The organism is Flagellimonas flava (assembly GCF_050617915.1).
Classification (GTDB): domain Bacteria; phylum Bacteroidota; class Bacteroidia; order Flavobacteriales; family Flavobacteriaceae; genus Flagellimonas; species Flagellimonas flava_A.
Genome location: NZ_JBODQE010000073.1, coordinates 1 through 266 on the forward strand (window position 1 = coordinate 1; position 266 = coordinate 266).

Consider the following 266-nt stretch of genomic DNA (forward strand, 5'->3'; position numbering starts at 1 on the left):
CGCGTCCGTTGTCCACCACGGTGGCCTTGGCCTCCACCCGGCGCAGATATTCCAGGATGAGCTGCTGGTTGACCCTGTTGTCTTCGGCCAGCAGCACCCGGGTGCCGCGCAGCAGATCGCGAAAATGCTGCTGATCCCCCTGCACCCCGGCCTGGCGGACCTTGCTGTCGTGGGAGCTGCCATTGAGCAGCTCGTCCACCTTGGGCAGCAGGGCGTTCTCTGTCATCGGCTTGGCAAGGAAGTGGGTCAGCCCCATGCTCTGCATG

At 64.7% G+C, this 266-nt stretch carries 1 protein-coding gene; it reads right to left on the minus strand.

The window, feature by feature from the left end:
• A partial coding sequence (locus ACRHOZ_RS21015) for a hypothetical protein (RefSeq protein WP_431130247.1) occupies window positions 1-256 on the minus strand: 256 nt, incomplete at its 3' end.
• Between the last annotated feature and the right edge of the window lie 10 nt (window positions 257-266).